The sequence below is a fragment of the Bradyrhizobium sp. Arg816 genome (assembly GCF_029989365.1).
Taxonomy (GTDB): Bacteria; Pseudomonadota; Alphaproteobacteria; order Rhizobiales; family Xanthobacteraceae; genus Bradyrhizobium.
The window spans coordinates 43,171-63,708 of the sequence record NZ_JAPRAQ010000033.1; the positions used below are offsets into that span (position 1 = coordinate 43,171).

General features: G+C 61.9%; 14 protein-coding genes and 2 pseudogenes. 10 read left to right on the plus strand and 6 right to left on the minus strand.

The window, feature by feature from the left end; all coding sequences use genetic code 11:
* Positions 1 to 5: 5 nt before the first annotated feature.
* The 3 genes and pseudogenes from OWC48_RS47105 to OWC48_RS41670 form a co-directional block, all read right to left on the minus strand.
* Positions 6 to 1,043, minus strand: a pseudogene (locus tag OWC48_RS47105) (recombinase family protein); the annotation flags it as partial.
* Positions 943 to 1,251, minus strand: a complete 309-nt coding sequence (locus tag OWC48_RS41665) for a hypothetical protein (protein ID WP_282525202.1) — start codon at positions 1,249 to 1,251, stop codon at positions 943 to 945. The gene OWC48_RS41665 and the pseudogene OWC48_RS47105, both read right to left, overlap by 101 nt.
* A gap of 365 nt (positions 1,252 to 1,616) precedes the next feature.
* A complete protein-coding gene (locus OWC48_RS41670; protein ID WP_282525203.1) occupies positions 1,617 to 2,534 on the minus strand; it encodes a hypothetical protein in 918 nt (305 codons plus the stop codon).
* Positions 2,535 to 2,798: 264 nt separating this feature from the next.
* Between OWC48_RS41670 and OWC48_RS41675 the strand changes: the two genes are divergently transcribed.
* The 3 genes from OWC48_RS41675 to OWC48_RS41685 all read left to right on the plus strand — a co-directional run bounded on the left by OWC48_RS41675 (position 2,799) and on the right by OWC48_RS41685 (position 5,495).
* Complete coding sequence (locus OWC48_RS41675; RefSeq protein WP_282525204.1) at positions 2,799 to 3,134, plus strand: helix-turn-helix domain-containing protein; 336 nt, start codon at positions 2,799 to 2,801, stop codon at positions 3,132 to 3,134.
* A complete protein-coding gene (locus OWC48_RS41680) occupies positions 3,127 to 4,374 on the plus strand; it encodes a type II toxin-antitoxin system HipA family toxin (RefSeq protein ID WP_282525205.1) in 1,248 nt (415 codons plus the stop codon). Before OWC48_RS41675 ends, OWC48_RS41680 begins: the two co-directional genes overlap by 8 nt.
* A gap of 104 nt (positions 4,375 to 4,478) precedes the next feature.
* Positions 4,479 to 5,495, plus strand: a complete 1,017-nt coding sequence (locus OWC48_RS41685; RefSeq protein WP_282525206.1) for a hypothetical protein — start codon at positions 4,479 to 4,481, stop codon at positions 5,493 to 5,495.
* Between the two features lie 172 nt (positions 5,496 to 5,667).
* Here OWC48_RS41685 and OWC48_RS41690 read toward each other — a convergent pair whose 3' ends face one another.
* The gene (locus tag OWC48_RS41690) at positions 5,668 to 5,814 is read right to left on the minus strand and encodes a hypothetical protein (protein WP_282525207.1); all 147 of its coding nucleotides are present in this window, start codon (positions 5,812 to 5,814) and stop codon (positions 5,668 to 5,670) included.
* 420 nt (positions 5,815 to 6,234) lie between these two features.
* Complete coding sequence (locus OWC48_RS41695; protein ID WP_282525208.1) at positions 6,235 to 7,272, minus strand: IS110 family transposase; 1,038 nt, start codon at positions 7,270 to 7,272, stop codon at positions 6,235 to 6,237.
* Positions 7,273 to 7,675: 403 nt separating this feature from the next.
* Between OWC48_RS41695 and OWC48_RS41700 the strand changes: the two genes are divergently transcribed.
* From OWC48_RS41700 to OWC48_RS41730, 7 genes and pseudogenes are all read left to right on the plus strand, one after another.
* Positions 7,676 to 8,638 (plus strand): ArdC family protein, encoded by a 963-nt coding sequence (locus OWC48_RS41700; protein ID WP_282525209.1) that lies wholly within the window; start codon positions 7,676 to 7,678, stop codon positions 8,636 to 8,638.
* A 103-nt stretch (positions 8,639 to 8,741) separates the two neighbouring features.
* A pseudogene (locus OWC48_RS41705) lies at positions 8,742 to 10,858 on the plus strand (ParB/RepB/Spo0J family partition protein).
* A 183-nt stretch (positions 10,859 to 11,041) separates the two neighbouring features.
* Positions 11,042 to 15,364, plus strand: a complete 4,323-nt coding sequence (locus OWC48_RS41710) for a bifunctional class I SAM-dependent methyltransferase/DEAD/DEAH box helicase (RefSeq protein ID WP_282525210.1) — start codon at positions 11,042 to 11,044, stop codon at positions 15,362 to 15,364.
* Positions 15,364 to 16,425, plus strand: coding sequence for a toprim domain-containing protein (locus tag OWC48_RS41715; protein ID WP_282525211.1), 1,062 nt, complete (start codon positions 15,364 to 15,366; stop codon positions 16,423 to 16,425). The genes OWC48_RS41710 and OWC48_RS41715 overlap by 1 nt, the downstream gene beginning before the upstream one ends.
* Positions 16,426 to 16,765: 340 nt before the next feature.
* The gene (locus tag OWC48_RS41720) at positions 16,766 to 17,689 is read left to right on the plus strand and encodes a DUF2493 domain-containing protein (protein WP_282525212.1); all 924 of its coding nucleotides are present in this window, start codon (positions 16,766 to 16,768) and stop codon (positions 17,687 to 17,689) included.
* Positions 17,690 to 17,830: 141 nt separating this feature from the next.
* Complete coding sequence (locus OWC48_RS41725; protein WP_282525213.1) at positions 17,831 to 18,280, plus strand: hypothetical protein; 450 nt, start codon at positions 17,831 to 17,833, stop codon at positions 18,278 to 18,280.
* Between the two features lie 576 nt (positions 18,281 to 18,856).
* Positions 18,857 to 19,177: a DUF736 domain-containing protein gene (locus OWC48_RS41730; protein WP_282525214.1), complete on the plus strand. Its 321-nt coding sequence runs from the start codon at positions 18,857 to 18,859 to the stop codon at positions 19,175 to 19,177.
* A 487-nt stretch (positions 19,178 to 19,664) separates the two neighbouring features.
* Here OWC48_RS41730 and OWC48_RS41735 read toward each other — a convergent pair whose 3' ends face one another.
* On the minus strand, positions 19,665 to 20,387 hold the full coding sequence (locus OWC48_RS41735) for a Crp/Fnr family transcriptional regulator (protein ID WP_282525215.1): 723 nt from the start codon (positions 20,385 to 20,387) through the stop codon (positions 19,665 to 19,667).
* Between the last annotated feature and the right edge of the window lie 151 nt (positions 20,388 to 20,538).

Genomic DNA, 20,538 nt, shown 5'->3' on the forward strand with positions numbered 1-20,538 from the left:
CTCCCGCTCTCGCGAACCGCAGAACAGCGGATCCTTGTCTTTCCAGTCTTGTCACGGTCATGAACCGACATTCCCGACCCACAACAACCGCAGCGAAGAAGACCTGAGAGGAGATGCGGCGCCCGTCGCTTTACGTGGCTGGCCAAGTGGCTCTTCTTAGTCTTTAAAGCGTGAGCCTGCTCCCAAATGGACCGTTCGACGATGCGTACCTGAGGCGCCTCGATGCTCTGCCACTCATCACGAGGGTTCGGGCGAGATAATCGCTTGCCCGTATCCGGATCTTTGACCATCCGGACTTTGTTCCAGACGATACGGCCGGCATAGAGTTCGTTGAAGATGAGCCCGGCACCACGTTGGGCGTTGCCATTGATCGTCGACGCGTTCCATCGCTGGCCTCGCGGTGGACGAACGTTCTCTCGGTTGAGATCGTGTGCGATGTCCCGGGGCGTTCGTCCCGCGGCGTATGCCGTGAAAATGCGCCGCACGATCGCAGCCTCGTCTTCGACGATTTCAAGTTCACCGGGTTTGCCGGGAACGGCTCGATATCCGTAGGCACGCCCCCCGGCGTGGCGACCGTCTCGTATCACACCGGCCATGCCGCGACGAACCTTCTTCGCTCCGTCTTCGCGCTGCATCTGTCCAACGAGGCCGCGAATTCCAATCAAAATCGAGTCCGCGGTCCCGTCATGAACGGCTTGGATTTCGATCCCTTGAAATGTTAGCCTTTTGTGGATGCCGGCCAAGTCTTCCATATCACGAGAAAGTCGATCCAGCGCTTCCACAATGACAACGGTAAAATGTTGTTGGCGCGCCGCATCCATAAGCTGCATCAAGCCATCACGCCCGAATACAGAGGCCCCAGAACGAGCTTTGTCCGCAAAAGTAGCAACGACGTCGAGTTGATGACGGGCCGCATAGGCCCTGCACAACGCAATCTGATCTTCAGTCGACTTTTCGTTCTGAAGCTCGGTCGAGAACCGAGCATAAACTGCTGCGGGCTTCATATTGGACACCACCGCTGATGCGCTTATCGCCGGCGGCATCGAGATGATCTTTCATCAGCCGCTCACTCTCAAGCAGATGATCGCGCCTCGCGTCGGCTATTGCAAGGGCTTCAACAAACTTGAACAGAGCAGGATCAATCTCACGTGGGGGTACACATTGTAGTGCACGATGAAACACGTCCCTCGTCTTCGTACGTTTCATCCCGGCAGGATGCCGCGTGGTTTCCACGAACGGCAGGCCGCTCACACGTCGGTCGTAGAATTGGATACGATTGAAGGCAGAACGGATACACTCTCAGAAGCGGAAAGATCAGGAGCGGAGCTGCTGTTCTAGACAAGATGGGAGATACTTGCGTGTCATTGTCCGTAGTGGCTCAGAAGGAACGCAAGTAAACGGTCGCGGCAGAATGCTTCGGGTTGGCTCAGCAATTGCCACTCTCCAAGCGCTTTGCTGTCACCCTCTCAAGGCTGAAACAGGGGTCCGATTCTCCCTAGGGAGCGCCAGTTATTTCAATGGCTTAGGTCTACTCTGGTGAAGTCGTCGAATATTCGTTGAATAAGCGTCGGCGAACGTTGGCGAACTCCGCAACACTAATTCAGTGATCCAATCACCTAGCTCTCTGTCATCTTCGATAGCACATAACGGCCGTTATCGGCGAATGCTTCCGCATCCAGCTCGTTGAGAATAGCGTCAACTCGGTTCGTGACCGTTGCGGCATCGAGGATACGATTGCGTTCTGGTTCAAATAGCAGCCGGATCAGGTCAATTTCTGAGGCACGCAAATCGATTTTCGCGCGCCCTTCAATGAACGGAATATCCTCTTCGTCGAGCTTGTTTGCATCAAGGCCGATGAGATCGGCGATGACCTTGCCCAGCGCGCGCCAGTCGTCGAGGAAGGAAAAGATGACCGAGCCGACCGGACGGCTCTTGGCGATGACATGCAGTGGAGCCCTGTTGAGTTCTGCGACCCGCAGGCAAAACTCAAACCCGCCCACGCGAAAATCCGGGGTTGTCGCGGCTCCAGTAGAATAGACGGCCCGGCCATCGATCCGGCCATGGACCAACCCCTGGCCGTGAACGGCACCGAGAGCTTCCGCCAAACGGCGCAAATTCTTCCAGAGGAGAACGCGCTGACGCGGTCCGTGTAGGCTGCGGAGCCAATGATCGGGGCGCACAAATCGGGAGGCGTGTTCCAGCGGAGCGACGTCGCTTGGCATGACAATGTAAAATGCATCGTCACTTTCTCCCGAGGCCAGAACCTCGACAACGACTTCATTCCCCCGCGGGAAAGCACGCACGCGCTCGCTCTGGCGCATTTCATGCCGCCACAGTTCTCGGAAGTCCGCGTCGACCGCGGTTCCGGTCTTTGCCCAGTATTTGAGGACCACCGGATCGTCAGTACGACGGTCGGTCGCACGGATCACTGCAGATTTCAGCGCGGCCGTATTTGGGGATGACAGGAAGGTTTCATCGAGCTCGAAGCGTTGCTCAAGCGTATCGAGTTGCCGTTTGGCATTCCTTGATTGCATCAATCTCCCCAACTCCACTTCGAATGCAGACGTCGATATGGCGCTTGCGCGTTGTTCGAATCAGTCACGGTGGAACCCTCACGATCTGTGTTTCTTGTTTTGTTCGCAAGGAGGTTCATGGTAGCCAGCTGCCCGAGTCCGACGAGGCCTCGCTGGCTGTCTCCATTGGGCGGCGCCATTCCAGGGTAGCGGCAGCCCGAAGGACTGGCGAAACTGTTAGCTTCGTGCTACATATATTCCAATTTTGTAGTGCGAAGGTGTCAAATGCCGACTCCTCACAATCCTCCCGCCGCTGTGCGGCGCGCCCTGCGCAAGCTGGGCGCGGACATCCATGACGCCCGCCGCCGACGACGGCTGCCCATGGCGGTCGTGGCGGAACGCGCCTTCACGTCCCGCTCCACCCTCCAGAGAGTCGAAGCCGGCGACACCAACGTCAGCATCGGCATCTATGCCGGTGTCCTCCAAGCGCTCGGTCTCCTCGACGGCCTGAGCCAGATTGCCGACATCAGCAACGATAGCGTCGGGCGGGCCCTCGCCAGTGCCGAGCTACCCAAGCGCATCCATCTCAAACGGCCGGCTGGACCGCCCCGTAATGGCTGATTTCGAGGTCCATATCGATCTCGAAGGTCGCACGCGCCAGATCGGGCTGGCGCGGAGCAATCGCGTTCGCGGCGCCGAGACGATTCTCTTCGAATATGACGGCGCGTGGCTGGAAGACCCCGACGCCTTCTCGCTTGAACCCGCCCTCGCTCTGGGCCGCGGCGCCTTCGCGCCGCCCGCCGGCCTTGCAACTTTCGGTTCCATTGGCGATTCGGCTCCTGACACCTGGGGCCGTCGCCTCATGCAGCGTTCCGCGCGCCGCCTCGCCGAACGCGAAGGCCGTGCGGTCCGTACGCTCGCGGAGAGCGATTATCTTCTAGGCGTCGCCGACGAGACCCGATTGGGCGCGCTGCGCTTTCGCTGGGCTGGCGACGATACCTTCCAGGCGCCGATTCGCACGGGCGTGCCTGCCCTGGTCGAGCTTGGCCGCCTGCTTCAGATCACCGAACGTATCCTTCGCGACGAGGAAACCGACGAAGATATGCAACTCATCTTCGCTCCTGGATCCTCCTTGGGCGGGGCGCGGCCCAAGGCGTCGGTGATCGACCAACACGGGCAACTCTCCATCGCCAAATTCCCCAAGGAAACTGACGACTACAGCATGGAGACATGGGAGGAGATCGCGCTGCGCCTCGCGGGCCAGGCCGGCATCGTCACCCCCAGACATGAATTGATCGATGTCGCCGGTAAGAAGGTCATGCTGTCACGGCGCTTCGATCGGCGTGGCGCAATCCGCATTCCGTTCTTGTCAGCCATGGCGATGATGGGCGTCCGGGACGGCGAACGCGGCAGCTATCCCGAAATCGTCGATGCCCTCGCTGAATATGGCGCGCAGAGCAAGACCGACGCCCATGCTCTTTATCGGCGCGTCGTCTTCAATGTGCTGATCTCCAATGTCGACGATCATCTGCGCAACCACGGTTTCCTGTGGCTCGGAAAGGCAGGATGGTCGCTCTCTCCGGCCTACGATCTCAATCCTGTCCCGACGGATCTCAAGGCGCGGGTTCTGACTACCAACATCGATCTTGACGAGGGCACCTGTTCGCTCGATCTGCTGGAGGCTGCTTCCGAGTTCTTCGCGCTGACGCTGGTGCAGGCTCGCGCGATTATCAAGGAAGTCGCCACCGTCACCGCGACCTGGCGCCACACCGCGAAGGCGGTGGGCGCCCGCGGGGCCGAGATCAACCGCATGGCCAGCGCATTCGAGCACGACGACCTGAACCGAGCGCTCGCCTTATGACGAGAACCTTTCTTCACAGCTTCGACCCGCCGACCGCCAATCCCGTCACTGGTCCCACCGTCGACCTCGATGTCGCAGCCATCGAGGACGCCGGTATCCGGGAAGTGCTGCAAACGCCGGGCGCTGCCTATGGCGCATGGTCCATTCTGGATGCGCTGCTCACCCCAACCGGCTTTGGAACGCCCTTCATTTTCAAGGAGCCACTTGGTCAGGCCCGCGAGGTGAAGGTGGCCCTATCTGGTCTGTTCGGGCGCTTCATCGCGCGCACCTACCTTGAGCGGTACTTTAGCCTGTCGATCTTCGCGCATCTCGGCAGCCGCGTCATCGATCTCGACGGGCGCCGAAAGGTGAAGATCAAGCGCTTGTCCCGAGGTGATCTGCCTGACTGGGTCGCTTGTGCCTCCGACTTGGCCTCCCTGACCGTCGCGGAGGCCAAGGGCTGCCATGATGCAGGAGGTCCGGCAGCGGCATTGGCCCGCGCCTGGAAGCAGGCCGCGCGAATTGATGTGACGGCCCGAGGCCGCAAAGTCACCGTGAAGCGCATCGCCGTCGCAACACGTTGGGGCATGACCGTCTCAGGCCCGGCTAGTGCCCATCTCTCGGTCAAGGACCCCGTGGACGAGGGCGAGCCCATCAAGCCAGAGGAGACGGACGCACTCTTCATTGGGCTGCTCCGCCTCCACATCGCCAATCTGATTCGGCCACTTGGTCATGTCGAACTGTCGGATGCCCTGAAGCGCATGACCCATCAGCCCTTCGCCAACCGGCTCCAGGCTGACGTCCAGACGGCACGATCGCTGCTCGACGCCGCCCCGGTGGGCGATGTTGAAAAGGCGAGCGCGATCGGCGGGCTTGTCGGTGGAATCGTCACACGCGCCGGACCTGTAAACGATGCCGATATTTCCGGTGCCGATCAGGAAGCGCTCGCCCGCCTCAATCTCCGGCCGATCTTCGTTGGGATAGACCGGGATCTCATCCGCGCCGCCATCGACGCCGAGCCCGACGCAGTGCGCGTCCGGCTGACCGAGACCGCGCAGCCGGATGACTTTGCACGGTCTGATCGTGCGGGGGGCTGGATCGTGCCGCTCGGCCAGGAACGCCGCATCATCAGAGCGACCTGAGATGGTGATTGCGAGAACGAAACATAGAAACGTGGCCTGTGGCAGCAGGTAAAGGGCGGGGGAAACCATGGACGGACAGGACGAGGATCTTTCGAACGAAGCAGCAGCTCTTGCCGACATTCTCAAATGGTCGGCGGATTTGCCGGCTTGGCAGCGCGATGCGCTGCGGCGGCTATGTAGTCAGCCCCTGCTGGAAAGCGCCGATATCATAACGCTTGTCGCCATCTGCAAGGCCGCCGAACAGGGAGTGCCCCTCGACGCCAGCCACGTCCGCGACCCGTCGGCCAGCCATGCCGTCGTCAGCCTTGGCGCCCTTCATGGCCTCTCGCACGTCAATGCCCTCGCGCCCGGCGAGCGGCTATCCTTTGGCAAAGCCGGCCTCACGGTCATCTATGGTGACAATGGCGCAGGTAAGTCCGGATATGCTCGCGTTCTCAAGCAGCTTTGCCGCGCGCGTTCGCCGAAAGGCGATGCGATCCTGCCTAACATCTACGCGGCCATACGCCCGCGACCGGAGCCGCGAAGCGTCTCCGCCCGTTGGGTCACGATCGTTGCCGCTTACTGCTTCTGCCTGGTCCGCGCTTCTGTTCGGAGTCGGCCAGAAATGGCTCGCTCCATGATGGGGTCCGGCGAGGCGAGGTCGTCCAAGCTCACAGCACGTGCTGGAACGCACAGGGATCGAAACGGACTGACCTTCCCCACGTCCTCGGCAGAGCAGATAGCTACGCCGGAACGATCCTTATGTCGTGCGCGCCGCCGGTGGCTGGCCGAAGCGGAAGTCCGCACCAGCCACCCACATACGGTGCATGATGATAGCCAGCTTCCTGGCTACTGCCACGCATGCTTTCTTCGCACCTATGCGTTTGGCGAGCTTCACGCCCCATGCCCGCAGAACCGACCATTTCTTCGCGATCCGGAGATGTGAATTTGCTGCCTCGTATAGAGCGTGGCGCATCATCTTGTCACCGCACTTGCTGATATTGCCAGACCGGTCGATCTCGCCAGATTGATAGACACGTGGGGTCAGTCCCAGGTGCGCCGCCACGGCCCTCGAGTCCTTGAAACGCGCGGGGTCGTCAATCGTCGCCTTGAAGGACAGGCTCACGATCGGTCCCACGCCTGAGACGGTCATCAAACGCCTGCAGACCCCATCTTTACGGGCCACTTGCGAAAGCTGACGGTCCAACAGGGCTTTCTTTGCCCATATGGCGTTCCGTACGTCGAGTAAGGGCTCGATTGCCAATCGCAGTTCCGGTGCGTCAGCAAGCATGGCCTCGACCTTTGCGGCGAAGCGGGCGCGATGCACGAGCCCCAGCTTGAGGCCATGCACCTTTAGCAAGCCGCGAACGGTATCTTCGATCGCCAGCATGTGATCGACGAACTTCCGACGGGCGATCAAGACGGTCCTTAGGATCTGCGAAGCCTCGCTCTTGACGTGTACTGCGCGGTAGTGGCCAAGCCGCATCATCTCGGCAATGCCGCGCGCATCGCTACGGTCCGTCTTGTTGGGCCGAGACGATAGGAAGCGCTGAGCGTGGCGCGTCTCTATGCACACGGTCTCAAAGCCACTCTCTACCAATGCGCCGTAAAGCCATTCTGACAACGGGCAAGCTTCAATACCAACCCGCGCAATCTCATCGCGCCATCCAACTAGGGCTTTGATGAGTGCGAGAGGTTCGCTCTCGGCTTTACCTTCCCATACCGGCGAGCCGTCTGCTTCGACGACACAGATCGAAGTGGTCTTGAGCGAAACATCAAGTCCGACGAACAAAGCCATTTTGCGTCTCCCTTGCCGGGCCGAATCAGTCCCAGACCAGGGTAGCGAAGGGCTGGGGATCGGATTACCCCAGCTCGCGCAGAGCTTTGGTGCTCCTCGCCGGGGGCACTCGGGAAAGGGGGCTCGCCTGCGGCGATCGCTATCACTGCCCCGTTCCCGGGTGCCGCTATTGAACCGGTCTCGTCGCTGCACTCGGACCCGCGTGCCCCTTCGGGTCGCTATGCTCACCGCTCTCCGGGTGCCATTTCTCTTAAGGCGATGCGCCCCTGGCGCACGCCCGATCAGGGCCTGCGGCCCTGAGGCGGATTGCGAAGAGGCTCAGAGTAAGAGTGCAGGCTGGGTTTCTCCGTGACGGGTTACAAGCTGCGAGAGAGGCTCGCGGTGCCCGTCGGGGAGACCCGCGATGTCAAACCTTACTGTTCGCGCGTGCGCCGGCCAGGACCGGGCGAACCTCTATAACGAAATCACCGACAAGATCATCGCCGAGCTTGAGGCCGGACGCGTTCCCTGGGTTCAGCCCTGGGGTACGGCCGCGGCGAAAGCGCCGCTGGCCATGCCGAAAAATGCGTCGACCAACCGGCAATACAGTGGGGTTAACATCCTCATCCTCTGGGGAGCCGTGATCGAACGCGGATTTACCGGGCAAAGTTGGCTCACATTTCGTCAGGCACTCTCGTTTGGCGGTCACGTCCGCAAGGGAGAACGCGGTACCACTGTTGTCTACGCGGATCGTTTCGTGCCGAATGACGAAAAGCGACGCGCCGCCGAGACCGGCGAAGACGCGCAGGCGATTCCATTCCTCAAACGATTTACCGTTTTCAACGTCGATCAGTGCGAGCAACTGCCCGACGGCATTGCCACTGCTGCGCCGCCACCGCCGGCTAGCCTCATCGAACCTACGCTCGACGCCCTGATCAAGGCCAGTGGAATTCCATTTCGGATCGGTGGAGATCGCGCATTCTATGCAACCGCCGAAGACTATGTTCAGGTACCACCGCCGCAGGCCTATTTCGAACCCATCAACTGGCACCGTACGGCCTTGCATGAACTCGGTCATGCGACCGGGCATCCTTCGCGTCTCAATCGCGACCAGAGCGGATCCTACGGTACGAAGAGATATGCCTTCGAAGAACTGGTCGCCGAGTTGAGTTCCGCATTCAGCTGCGCGTCGCTCGGGATCGTCCCGACCGTGCGCCATGCCGACTATATCGGCTCCTGGCTTGAAGTCCTGCGCGAAGACAATCGGGCCATCGTGCGTGCCGCCTCGCTGGCGAGCAAGGCCGCGGACTATTTGCTCGGCTTCGTTCCCGGGTCTTTTGAGCCCCCGTCGCGGGATTCGGTTGTCGCCGATCACGAGACGACGTGATGCTTGGCCTGGTGGCTGCGCGAGAGTGAGAGGAGGGGAGGCTGCTCGCGACGGGTTGGAAGCCGAGAGAGAGTCTCACGGCCGCCCGTCGTGGAGAGCCGAAATGACAAAAGCCGTACAAAAGATCACGCTGTCGCCTTCCCGGGACATTCCCTTTAACAAGCTCGTGCTCAGCCAGTCGAACGTTCGCCGCGTCAAGGCCGCTGTCTCGATCGAGCAGCTGGCCGAGAGCATCGCGCAGCGTACTCTTCTGCAAAGTCTGAGCGTTCGGGCCGTCGTTGATGCAGATGGCAACGAGACCGGCATGTTCGAGGTGCCGGCGGGCGGCAGGCGCTTCGTGCTCTCGAATTTCTGGTGAAACAGAAACGCATGTCAAAGACGCAGGCGGTGCCGTGCGTTGTGCGTGAAGGGGGCATTGCCGCGGACGATTCGGTGGCGGAGAACGATGAGCGGGTCGGTTTGCATCCGCTCGATCAGTTTCGGGCCTTCCAGACGCTCCGGGATATCGGCATGAGCGAGGAAGACATTGCCGCGCGACACTTCGTGAACTCCGCAATCGTCAAGCAGCGCCTGCGCCTGGCGTCGGTCTCGCCCAAGTTGCATGACGTCTACGCCGAAGACGGCATGACGCTCGAGCAGCTCATGGCGTTCTCAGTCACTGCGGATCATGCCCGCCAGGAGCAAGTCTGGGAGAACGTCAGCCGTTCCGGTTATGACGAGCCATACCAGATCCGCCGCATGCTCACCGAGAACACCGTGCGCGGGTCCGATCGCCGGGCCCAATTTGTGGGCCTCGATGCTTATCAGCACGCGGGTGGCGACGTTCTGCGGGATCTGTTCGAGCACGACGACGGCGGCTGGTTTCAGGATGTCCTGTTGCTCGACCGCCTCGTAACCGAAAAGCTCAAAGCCGAAGCTGAGACGATTGCGACCGAAGGCTGGAAGTGGATCTCGGTCGCCGTAGAGTTCTCCTACGGTCACACTCAAGACCTACGAGAAATCGAAGGCAGACCTGTCGATCTCTCGCCTGAGGAGCAGGCCACCATCGATGCGCTGAACGCCGAGCAGGCCAAGCTGGAAGCCGACTACCAGGATGCCGACGAATTGCCCGACGAGGTGGATCAGCGTCTCGGCGAAATTGAGTCGGCACTGGCGGCATTCGAAGACCGGCCGATGCTTTACGAACCGACGGAGATCGCCCGAGCGGGTGTATTCATCAGCATCGATTCCGAAGGACGGCTCTCCGTGGACCGGGGTTATGTCCGGCTGGAGGACGAGGTGCAGGAAATTGATCCTGATGTCGGGCAGGGAGCCGACGCGTCGTCGACCGAAGGTCAAGAAGGGGGCCCTTCCGTGCAGGGCACGGTGATCGCAGTCGCAGGTGGCGCTCCTGATGCCGAAGAGGATGATGAGGACGCGGCCAGGCCTCTGCCGGATCGGCTGATCACCGAGCTGACGGCGCATCGTACGCTGGCATTGCGGGATGCGCTGGCAGAAAATCCTGCGGTCGCGTTCCAGGCGGTACTGCATAACTTCGTGTTGACGGCCTTTTACCGGTTCGCATCGTCCGGGAGCTGTCTTGAGATTGGCCTTCGCACGCCAAACTTTCTAACTCAAGCTCCGGGGCTGAGAGAAAGCGTCTCGGCCAAGGCTGTCGAGGCGCGACATGAGGCCTGGAAGGCTCGGTTGCCGAAGGGCGAAAACGATCTCTGGGATGCGCTCACGGCTCTTGATGGCGGTGCACAGGCATCATTGTTCGCCCACTGTGCATCATTTGCCGTCAACGCCGTCTATGAACCGGCCAATCGCTACAATCAGGGCCGTGTCTCCGCCCACGGCGTTCGGAGGCGTCTCGATCAGGCTGATGTGCTGGCGCGCGCGGTCGGGCTCGACATGGTGCGGGCTGGCTGGCGACCGACCGTCGACAATTATCTCGGCCGGGTCACCAAGCCGCGAATTCTGGAGGCGGTGCGGGAAGCCAAGGGCGAGTCGTCGGCGCAACTGATCGACCATCTGAAGAAGGCCGACATGGCCAAGGAGGCCGAGCGTCTTCTGGATGGCTCGGGCTGGTTGCCAGAGCCGCTGCGTCTCGTCGATCGCAATGCGGAGCCACTGGAGCAGGAGGGTGAAGCGGGCCCGCTGCCCGAATTCCCCGCCGGCGAGGAGGAAACAGAAAATGTCAGCGATGATGATCCGCAACAGCTCGACGCGGCTGAGTGACGTCATAGAGCGGGATGGCTTCGGCCGTCCCGTGGTTGTTTGGGAACCGGCGCGCAGCGCTGGTCCCCATTTTCATGGGCGAGGGTGAGAGGGAGAGTCAGGCCGGGAAGGGTTTGAGCCGTCGGGATCAGAGGAGAGCGCCTGATGGTTCGCCCCATTCCTGCTCTCCGAAAGAACCCTGCCATGACCGAATCTCTCGCCGGCGGCGCTGTCGCCGCGCCGCTCTCGATGCGTGCCACTGCAAGTCTCACCTCTGCTGCCGTCAGGGCCGCGCGACAACTCTTGACCGACCTCGAACGCGGCCGGCGCATCGATGCCGCTGTTCTGCGTAGCGCCATGGAGGCTGCCTTCGGCGCCTCCGACGCGTCTGGTGCCTGGAACTGGAAGACCGCCTATGACGTCTGCGAGGCGACAACCGTGCTGTTTCTTCGCAAGTTCGGCCCGGCCATCCGCGCCAGGGCTGGCTCGACGGCCGCCATGCTGCCGATGGTCGTGCGAGTAGCTGGCCTTCTGCCGACACATACGCGGCGGTCCGAGGACAGCCAGGCATTTCAGCAATTCTCGACGCCGATCCCGCTCGGGCTGGTGGCATGTACCGCAGCCGGAATTACGCCTGCCGATCGCATTCTCGAGCCATCCGCGGGGACAGGCCTGCTCGCCGTCTTTGCAGAGCTCGCCGGCGGCGCCTTGGTGTTGAACGAGTTGGCCGATGCCCGCTCAGAGCTGCTCGGCCATCTCTTCGCCAACGTTCAAGTTACGCGGTTCGACGGCGCCCAGATCGATGACCACCTCGATGCGAGCGTCGCACCGAGCGTCGTCCTGATGAACCCGCCGTTCTCTGCGCTCGCCAATGTCGATCGACGGATGGCGGATGCGGCTTTCCGCCACGTCGCTTCGGCGCTCGCGCGTCTTTGCGACGGTGGACGCCTCGTCGCTATCGCCGGCGCAAGCTTCGCGCGGGATAACCCGGCATGGCGAGATGCCTTCGTTCGCCTCCAGGAACGCGGACGGGTAGTATTTTCTGCCGCCATTGACGGGACCGTTTACGCCAAGCACGGCACTCAGACGGATACTAGGCTGCTTGTGATAGACAAGCTGCCCGCTGCCGATTCTACGGCTTTTCCCGCCTCGCCAGGCATGGCGGGTGATGTCGCTACCTTGCTTGGCTGGGTGAACCTGCATGTGCCTCCAAGGCTGCCCGTCGCGATGCCACCGGAGATCGTTGTTATCGGGCGGCCAACGATGTCGCGATCGGTCAGCGCCGTTGCACCACGCATATCGTCCACTTCGAGAGACGCCGCGCCAGTAGGCGCAGAACTGATCTACGAGACGGTCGAATGGTCCCCGCCGGAAGGCACCCGACTGACCGATGCGATTCATGAGGAATACGGACTACAGTCGATCTGCATTCCTGGATCATGCGCACATCCGACCAAGCTCGTGCAGTCTGCCGCGATGGCGTCCGTTGCGCCACCGAAGCCATCCTATCGTCCGCACCTGCCCGCCAATGTCATGGACGACGGAGTTCTGTCGGATGCTCAGCTCGAGAGCGTCATCTATGCCGGCGAGGCGCATTCCGAATTCCTGGCAGGCTCTTGGACGGTCGACGCCACGTTTGACGTTGTGGCCGCCGCGCCGGACGATGTCGAGAATGCCGTCCGCTTCCGCCGCGGCTGGTTTTTGGGTGATGGCACCGGCGCGGGCAAGGGACGACAGGTCGCCGGGATTCTGCTCGACAACTGGCTCAAGGGCCGCCGCCGTGCGGTCTGGATCAGCAAATCCGACAAGCTGATCGAAGATGCGCAGCGCGACTGGTCTGCGTTGGGTATGGAGCGATTGCTTGTTACGCCACTGTCGCGGTTTCGCCATGGCACCCCGATCCGGCTCTCGGAAGGCATCCTTTTCACCACCTACGCCACGCTACGGACCGACGAGCGCGGCGCAAAGCTTTCGCGTGTCAGGCAGATCGTCGAATGGTTGGGCTCGGACTTCGACGGAGTGATTGTCTTCGACGAGAGCCACGCCATGCAGAATGCGGTCGGGGGCAAGGGCGAGCGCGGCGACCAGGCCGCCTCCCAGCAGGGGCGCGCGGGCCTGAGGCTTCAGCACGCCTTGCCGAATGCACGCGTAGTTTATGTATCGGCGACGGGGGCCACCACGGTCCATAACCTCGCTTATGCCCAACGCCTCGGTCTCTGGGGCGGCTCCGACTTCCCGTTCGCCGCGCGTGCCGAGTTCGTCGAAGCGATCGAGGAGGGTGGGGTCGCGGCCATGGAGGTGCTGGCGCGTGACCTCAAGGCGCTCGGCCTCTACGCGGCTCGCTCGCTCTCTTACGAAGGCGTCGAGTATGATCTCGTTCAGCACCAGCTGACGCCGGAGCAGGTTCGCATCTACGACGCCTATGCCGATGCGTTCGGCATCATTCACAACAATCTCGACGCTGCGATGCGAGCGGCCAACATTACCGGCGAAAACGGAACGCTGAACGGGCAAGCAAAATCCGCGGCGCGATCTGCCTTCGAAAGTGCAAAACAGCGCTTCTTCGGTCATCTCCTGGCTTCGATGAAGACGCCGTCGCTGATCCGCTCGATCGAGCGCGATCTCGAGGCCGGCCATGCCGCCGTGATCCAGATCGTCTCGACGGGCGAAGCCCTGATGGAGCGCCGGCTGTCCGAGATCCCGACTGAAGAATGGGGCGACGTCCAGGTCGACATCACCCCGCGCGAGTATGTCCTCGACTATCTCGCCCATTCCTTCCCGGTCCAGCTCTACGAGCCTTTTACCGACTCTGAGGGCAACCTCTGCTCCCGGCCTGTCTATCGCGACGGCCAGCCGGTCGAGAGCCGGGAGGCCGTCGCCCGCCGCGGCCGCCTGATTGAGAAGCTCGCCTCGCTGCCGCCGGTACCAGGCGCATTGGATCAGGTCATCCAGCGCTTTGGCACCGAAATGGTCGCGGAGGTGACGGGCCGCTCGCGCCGCATCGTTCGCAAGGGCGACCGGCTGGTGGTCGAAAATCGAGCCGGCACCGCCAACCTCGCCGAGACCTCGGCCTTCATGGATGACGCCAAGCGCATCCTCGTGTTCTCCGACGCGGGCGGCACGGGGAGGAGCTACCATGCCGAACTGTCGGCCCAGAATCGTCGCCTGCGAGTCCATTACCTACTCGAGCCCGGTTGGAAAGCCGACGCCGCGATCCAGGGGCTCGGCCGGACCAACCGGACCAACCAAGCTCAGCCACCGCTGTTTCGTCCCATCGCAACTGATGTGAAGGCCGAAAAGCGCTTTCTCAGCACCATTGCTCGTCGGCTCGACACGTTGGGTGCCATTACTCGCGGCCAGCGCCAGACCGGAGGGCAGGGCCTGTTCCGGCCCGAGGACAACCTCGAAAGCCAGTACGGCCGTGATGCCTTGCGTCAACTCTACACGCTGCTCGCCCGAGGCAAGGTCGACGGCTGCTCGCTGGGGAGGTTCGAGGATGCGACCGGCCTGAAGCTGACAGATGCCAATGGGCTCAGGGACGACCTGCCGCCGATCACGACCTTTCTGAACAGATTGCTGGCGCTCACGATCGACCTGCAGAATATCCTGTTCACCACTTTCGAGCAGCTCTTGACCGCTCGGATCGAAGGCGCGGTTGCATCCGGCACCTACGACGTGGGGTTGGAAACCCTCCGTGCCGAGAGCTTTGTCGTCACCGACCGGCGGACGATCTATGACCATCCGGGGACCGGCGCCGAGACCCGGCTGCTCACGGTCGCCCAGCGCCAGCGCAATCATCCGGTGAGTCTGGATGACGCTCTTGCTCGTCTTTCCGATCGTCAGGCCGTCCTGCTCGTCAAAGAGCGTTCGGGACGAGCCGCCGTGCAGGTCCCCGCGGCGAGCGTCATGCTCGACGACGGCGAGATCGAACGGCGCGTCCGCCTGATCCGGCCGATGGATCAGCACACGGTCCCCTTGACCATAATGGCCGAAAGTCATTGGGACGAAGCGGATCGTGAACGCTTCGTCGCGACCTGGCTGGCGGAGCTTGCCGAGGTGTCCGAGTTCACGGAAAGCACGATCCACGTCGTGGCGGGCTTGCTGCTACCGATCTGGAAGCGGTTGCCGAACAAATCGACCCGCGTCTATCGGCTTCAGACCGATACAGGCGAACGCGTCATCGGCCGCAGGGTATCTGCCGCGTGGGTCGCAAACTTCCTTGCGGCGGACGCGCCCGCGCTGACGCCGGACGCTGCCTTTGCCGCGCTGATGGAAGGACGCACCGTCCTCGACCTCGCGGAGGGACTTCAGCTTCGCCGTGTCCGCGTGATGGGTGCATATCGCATCGAGCTGTCGGGTTTCAACGACACGATGCGTGATCGACTGCGGGCTTATGGTCTGTTTGGGGAGATCATCTCTTGGAAGCTGCGCATGTTCGTACCCACGGACGCGAGCGGCATCGAGGTCCTGTCGAGGGTGCTCGACACCTATCCGGTTACGGGCGTCAGTGAGCGGGAGGCCGCGTGATGTCCGGCGATGTCTCGGAGCTGGCACGCCGCCTCGCGCGCGAGGCCGAGGCGGTGTGCCGACACTATCTGCCCAATGGTAAGCGCGCGGGGCGGTACTGGGTGGTTGGCGACGTCCACAACACCCCGGGCCGCTCGTTGTTCGTGCGGCTGCACGAATCGCCAAAGGGGCCCGCGGGCAAGTGGACCGATGCCGCGACCGGAGAACATGGCGATCTCCTCGACATCATCCGCGAAACTATGGCGTTGCGAGACTTTCGCGAGGTCACCGAGGAGGCGAAGCGCTTTCTAAAGCTACCTCGTTCTGAGCAGCAGCCAGCTCAGAAACCAATTCGTCCAGTCGTGCCGGCCGGATCGCAGAAAGCCGCCCGTCGACTTTTTGCGATATCCGGGCCGATCGAAGGGACGTTGGTGGAAGCGTATTTGCAACGTCGTGGAATAAGCCAAATCCACCATGGTGGTAGCCTGCGCTTCCACCCACGTTGCTACTACCGACCGGACGAGCATTTGCCGACTGAAACCTGGCCGGCGATGATAAGCTCTGTCACGGACCTCGAAGGACGGATCACCGGCGTGCATCGCACCTGGCTAGATCCACACGGCTTTGATCGCGTGCGGCTCGGCAAAGCCCCGATCGACACGCCACGACGGGCCATGGGCGACCTGCTTGGTAACGCCGTTCGCTTCGGCGTGGTGGACGACGTGCTCGCTGCGGGCGAGGGGATCGAGACCATGCTGTCGCTGCGTTATGTACTGCCGACTTTGCCCATGACCGCTGCTCTCTCGGCCAATCACCTCTCAGCCATGTTGCTGCCGCCTGGCCTGCGCCGACTCTATATCGCCCGTGACGCAGATGCCGCCGGAGATGCCGTACAGGCTATTCTCACCCAGCGCGCAGAAGCCGCCGGCATTGAAGCGATCGCATTGTCGCCCCGGCTGGGCGACTTCAACGAAGATCTGCACATCTTCGGCCTCGAGGCCCTCCGAGCAGCGTTGCTACTGCAACTCGTACCGGAGGACGTCGTCCGTTTCCTGCATTCGTCGATGGCAACCGCGGAATAGCACCGGCAATTCGATGGGCGTCGACAGGTCGGTCGCGGTGCCGGCCACTGCCGGAAGAGGACGCGACCACGGCCTTCTAGCGGGCGATCGGACGGCAAGCGGCTCGGCCCGGCAATGGCTGCGTCCGGCTATTTTCCGCCGCGCGCCGGCGACGAGATGACACATTAGCCATCTGGCGAGCGCGCTTTGCATCGCGAAGCAAAATGGCCGGCCTCCGCCATCCTCCGCTGCCGCTTCGGCCCTCCGCTCTGCTCCGGGTTCTGGCCCGTTCCGCCTGCCGTCTGAGTGATCGCCACGAAGGCCGCGATGGTCGCGGCCGATCCGGTAAAGGATCGCCTCCATGACCGACCACGATGACATCGAACCGCCGCACGCCTCTTCTCCGACCGACCACGTTCTCACCGAACTGCAACTTTACGGCTACCGCCCGTTCAACGATCAGCCTGATCCACGGCCGCTCCCCGAGGGCAGGATCATCGCCGTCGCCGTCGCCGATATCTTCGATGCCCTGGTCGCGACGTTGAGCGACACCCGGCTTGAACCGGACCTCGACGATCTGCTCTGGTCGACCGTCAACCTGTTCCACCGAGCCGTCGACCGCATCGGACGCCAACTCGACGACAACGAACAGGCGCAGCAGAAGCGCCAGCGCGAGCAAGACGGCTCCGAAGTTCGATCGGTTGAACTCGAGCGCGTGACGGCGGAAGGCATCTCGCTGATCGAGCGCCGCAACTGCTTGGAGCTCGCTCGTGACCAGGCCATCGAGCGCTTCGAGACCCAGACCGGCTCATTCTGGCGTCCCCGATCGGGATCACTGGTGAACCATCGCACGCTGACGGCAGCTATGATCGACTCCCGCGATTTTATCGCGGCCACGCGCCGCGCCGAGACCGAGATCATGTTGCCGCCGGGACCGAAGATCGCACTCACCGGCGGCCTCGACTTCAACGACCATCACCTGATCTGGGATCGCCTCGACAAGGTTCACGCGAAGCATTCCGACATGGTCCTGCTCCATGGCGGCTCGCCCAAAGGGGCCGAACTGATCGCCTCCAAATGGGCGACCAACCGCAAGGTGCCTCAAATCGCCTTCAAGCCCGACTGGACTAAGCATGCCAAGGCGGCGCCATTCAAGCGCAACGATGCCATGCTCGAACTCCTGCCGATAGGCGTCATGCACTTCCCGGGCACGGGAATCCAGGACAACCTCGCCGATAAGGCGAAGCGCCTCGGCATTCCTGTTTGGAGGTTCGGAGGCGCGTGAGCGCCGTCTTCTCGACTCCAAGCCTTCGAGGCGGAGTTGCACGCGCCGCAACTCTGCCTCGTTTCGGTTTCATATCCAGAGTTGCGCCGTGGTGGTGGTGGAAGGCGCGACTGATACATCTATGCACATGGAGCCACCACCATGCTCGCCCTTGGGCTTGTTCTCAACACACTCGGCATTGGCTTGTTTTGCTGGGCGATCTTTGCGCTCGCTGTTTACGCTCTGCCGTTTTTCGTCGCACTGAGTATCGGGATGACGGCGTTCCAGAGCGGTGCCGGCCTCGCTGGCTCGCTGGTTATCGCAACGGCCGGCGGTGCGCTGACGCTCGTCCTCGGCCAGGTCGCCTTCGCCGTTACTCGGTCCTCGGCCTTGCGCATCGCGATCGCGACAGCATTCGCTGTTCCCGCTGCCGTCGCCGGCTATCACGTGGTGTTCGCCCTGTCCCAGATCGGAGTGCCTTCACTGGCTTTGTGTGAGGTCTTCGCTTGCCTAGGGGCGGTTTGCATTGGCGTCACGTCAGGGACGCGTTTGATGGTTTTGGCGGAGCCCCGCCCGGCGGAGCAGGGCGGGGTGGTGGAGAACCCGTCCTAAACAGTTCTTACGGCCGCATTGGCCGAGCGACGACCGTTTCCTGGTTCATCGTCGAACAGGTTCGCGTAGATCGGCGCGGTGAACGGGGGATGATCGAAACCTGAGCGCGGGAGAGGCAGTCCTCCTCGGAACGCCTCAATCAAGCTGCCGGCATTCGGTCCGGCCCACCCGGCCGGGGCAGAGCGATGTCGTTCGATCGGTTCTTGGGAGACGATGCCGCCTTTTGCAGGAGATTGTTTCTCTTTCCCCGCTGAATCGATCCGGCCTCTTGTTCATCAAAACCGAGATAGCCACGCTTCTCCGTAAGATTGTGGTTCAGCACGCGGACGCACGTGGCCTCGTTGATGGCTTGATCTGGCCGAAGACCGGCTTCGCCTCGATCGTCTGAGCCGCAACGCCGTCGATGCGACTTTCTTCCCCTGGGCTTCGCCCATTCCTCGCGAGACAAGAAACTCGCCACAACGACGTCCTCCGCTGCGCTCCGGCCCGAGCGGGTGCGTCGCCGATCGTCCTCGGCCCTAGATCGCCATCGAGGCCGCGGGGGTCGCGGGCTCGAAACACAACAGGAGAAGTGACATGGCTAACATCGGTTCTTTCAAGAAGGTCGGTAATGAATTCCAGGGCGAGATCGTGACCCTGAGCCTGAAGGCCAAGGGCGTCCGCATCGTCGCCGAGACCAACCGATCCAACGACAACGCTCCCAGCCACCGCATCTATGTGGGCCGCGCGGAGATCGGCGCGGCCTGGTCGAAGCGCTCTGAAGAGGGCCGCGACTACCTCTCGCTCAAGCTCGACGACCCCTCGTTCAACGCGCCGATCTACGCCAACCTGTTCGATGACGAGGGCGGTGAGGGCTACACCCTTCTGTGGTCGCGGCCGCGCAAGAACGGCGAGTAAGAGCGCTCAATCAAGCCCCGTCCGAACGGATCGGACGGGGCTTCTTGAGAGCCTGCCCGCAGTCTTCACGTCGTGAATCTAGATATGCAGCCATTCTCAGTATTACCGGGACATACAAAGTGGACGAGACCACCAAAACGATCTACGTCAACATTGAAACGATTTCGTCTCCGGATTAGTCGTAGCGCATAATCAACGGCGGATCGTCCAATCGATCGCCAATGAAGAATTGAAGTTACAAATTCGCGCATCCCGGCCGGCATTACCTTGGAGCTAATATTCAAACGGGCGAGATGACGCTCGTTTGCTCCTGGGGCGTTAGCGTGCTTCTCGCATAGCAGCCATGGGCCGCTCCTGGCCCATCCGTGAAACTGCGCCCTGTCTAACTGAGGTCCGCTCATCGCGACAGAGCGGACCAGATTTGCTCAACCTGAGTTCTTCATTCTGACCCTTCTGCGACATGGCAACTGCTTTAGGGCTTCGCCCTTCAATCCGGCATAGCCAATGAGATCGGTCGGGCCGTACTTATCGCGAAGATCTTCTCGAGTTCCAGACGCATGGTGCCGTGGCATTCGCACGCCGCGATCGCGAGCCGCGACCGATCGATCTCGATTTGACCTCGTCGATGAGATTTGATCGCGCCGGATGCGCGCAGATCGTGCATCAAGACCGTCACCGTCGTTCGTCGGACACCAATCATTTGCGATAGGGCCTCTTGGGTGAGCGGAAGGAGGTCGTGGTCGATGCGGTCGCTAAAATGGAGTAACCAGCGGGCTATGCGAGCTTTGACCGGATGCAATGCGTTGCAGGCCATGCCGAGCTGAAATTTCATCAGCATGGTCCTGGCGTGGATCTGAACCGCGTGCCGGATCGCTGGGCTTCGGTTGAAAACGGCGTGAAACCGCGACGCGCGGATTCGCGACGCGGTACCTGCCGCGCGAACGACTGCGGTGACCCCCGAAGGCGATGGCCCTAGCACGGAAAGAATGCCGATTGCGCCCTCGCGCCCGACCACGGCGGTGGAAACCGTCTGCCCGTCCGCCATGTCGATCATCAGCGAGATGGCGCCACTATGAGGAAAGAAGACATTCTCAATCTGATCACCCGGCCGCGAGAGGACGGCATCCTGATCAAGCGCAACCTTCTGTAGCTCTGGCGCCAGCATATCAAGATCCGCTTGCGGCAGTGTTGCCAGAAGGCGGTTATGCATTCCGCCCCGATGCGTCACGGCAGACGACCCGCAGTGAGGCGTCCTCCGTCCACTTCATTCCGGACGGCGAGGAACGGCGGCCTTAATCTATGTTTAGATCTGCCGTCACTACTCACATTGAGATCAAATTCACCTTCAAACACGAATATTC